At 70.9% G+C, this 2,102-nt stretch carries 3 protein-coding genes; all 3 read left to right on the top strand.

What is annotated here, in order from left to right:
* Positions 1-1,309 (top strand): PTS fructose transporter subunit IIC (locus ACFVJS_RS27750; protein ID WP_378886766.1); only part of this gene is annotated, 1,309 nt, incomplete at its 5' end.
* 28 nt (positions 1,310-1,337) lie between these two features.
* The gene (locus ACFVJS_RS27745) at positions 1,338-1,595 is read left to right on the top strand and encodes an HPr family phosphocarrier protein (RefSeq protein WP_378886765.1); all 258 of its coding nucleotides are present in this window, start codon (positions 1,338-1,340) and stop codon (positions 1,593-1,595) included.
* A gap of 96 nt (positions 1,596-1,691) precedes the next feature.
* Positions 1,692-2,102: DUF5134 domain-containing protein (locus tag ACFVJS_RS27740; RefSeq protein WP_378886764.1), on the top strand; the 411-nt coding region annotated here is incomplete at its 3' end.

Here is a 2,102-nt window from a genome sequence, read left to right as displayed (position 1 = left end):
CTCCTCGGGAGTGAAGCGCCCGATCGACGACGCCGACGCGATGATCGCCGAGGCGCTCGCCGCGGCCGACGACCCGAACGCCGCCCGCGTGGAGTCCGGCCGGAGCGACTCCGCCGAGTCGAGCACGACCGCCTCGGAGAGCTGGGGCGGCCGGACCCGCCGGATCCTGATGACCGGCGTCTCCTACATGATCCCGTTCGTCGCCGCCGGTGGTCTGCTGATCGCGCTGAGCTTCCTCCTCGGCGGCTACGACATCACCAACGTCTACGGCGCGGTCATGGTCGACAACACGCTCACGAACCTTCCCGACGTACAGGCTCTCGGCCTCGAGCACGCCCTCTTCGACAGCGGCCTCGCCGTCTACCTGGGCGCTCTCTTCTTCGTCATCGGCAAGACCGCGTTCATGCTGTTCATCCCGGCGCTGGCCGGTTACATCGCGTACGCCATCGCCGATCGCCCCGGCATCGCCCCCGGCTTCATCATGGGTGCGCTGGCCGCCAACCTGTTCGGCGTCGTGAACGCCGACGGCGTGGCAGCGCCGGCAACCGGCTTCCTCGGCGCGATCGCGGGCGGTGTGCTCGCCGGTGTGATCGCGCACTGGGTCAGCGGCTGGCGGGTGCCGAGCTGGGCGCGCGGGCTGATGCCGGTGCTGGTGATCCCGCTGGTGACCTCCATCCTGGCCGGTCTGGTGATGATCGTGGTGCTCGGCAAGCCGATCAACTGGCTGATGGAGCGGCTCACCGACGGTCTCGCCGCCCTGGACGGCACCAGCGCTGTCGCCCTCGGCGCGGTGCTCGGCCTGATGATGGCCTTCGACATGGGTGGCCCGCTGAACAAGGTCGCCTACAGCTTCGCCGCCACCGGCGTCGGCGCGGCCGCACTCGCCGCGGACGCCCCCGAGCTGCGGATCATGGCCGCGGTCATGCTCAGCGGCATGGTGCCGCCGATCGCGCTGGCGCTGGCCACCGTCGTACGTCCTCAGCTCTTCACCACCGCCGAGCACGAGAACGGCAAGGCGGGCTGGCTGCTCGGCGCCTCGTTCATCACCGAGGGGGCCATCCCGTTCGCGGCGGGCGACCCCATGCGCGTCATCCCGGCGATCATGGTCGGCAGTGCCGTCACCGGTGGCCTCTCGCAGCTCTTCGAGGTCGGGGTCCGCGCACCGCACGGAGGCATCTTCGTCCTCTTCGCCGTCACCAACGTGCTCGGCTACCTGATCGCGCTGGCCGCCGGCGTGGTCGTGGGCGCGGGCACGGTCATCGCCCTGAAGTCCATCGGCCGCGCTCCGGTCCCGGCCGCCGCCAGCTGACGTACATCCCACCAACCGAAGGAGCATCATGCACACCCAGACCGTCACCGTCGGCTCCGCCGTCGGCCTGCACGCCCGCCCCGCCGCGATCATCTCCGAGAAGGTCGAGGAGCTCGGCGCCGAGATCACCCTCGCCGTCCCCGGCGGCGAGCCGGTCGACGCCGCCTCCTCGCTGCTGATCATGACCCTCGGCGCGGCCAACGCCGACAAGGTCGAGGTCACCGGCCCCGACCAGGCCGCGGTCGACACCATCGCGGCGCTCGTCGCGCAGGACCTCGACGCCTGAGCGAGGCGTCGCCCCGGTCGGCCGAGGGTTTCCGGCCTGCGGCACTGATCACGGCAACCGGCCCCACACGAGGTGTGGCGACGGTACGTTGGTCGGGTGGTCGATCCGCCGTGGGACCTACTGCTGACCGTGGCCTTCGTGCTCACCGGCACCTCGGGAGTCTGGACCCTCGTGGTCTGTCCCGGCTCCGGTGGGCAGAGGGTCCTGCACATCAACCACACCGTGATGAGCGCAGCGATGATCCTGATGATCTGGGTGATCGTCAGGGACGTCGCCGTCTGGGTTCAGGTCGGGCTGTTCGTGATCTTGACGCTCGCGCTGCTGCCCGCCCTGCGCCGCACCAGCAGCCGGGCGCGGCGTACCGACGTCGTCGGACATCTCGCGCTCAACGCGGCGATGATCTGGATGCTCGCCGCGATGCCGCTGCTCATGGCGGACGCTCATGCCGCCGGGACCCACACCGCGGGTCATGCCGGCCACAGCGGCGCCGCGGCGGCCCTCCCGTCG

The organism is Nocardioides sp. NPDC057772 (genome assembly GCF_042798075.1).
GTDB lineage: Bacteria > Actinomycetota > Actinomycetes > Propionibacteriales > Nocardioidaceae > Nocardioides.
This window is presented reverse-complemented; position numbering and strand designations above follow the sequence as displayed.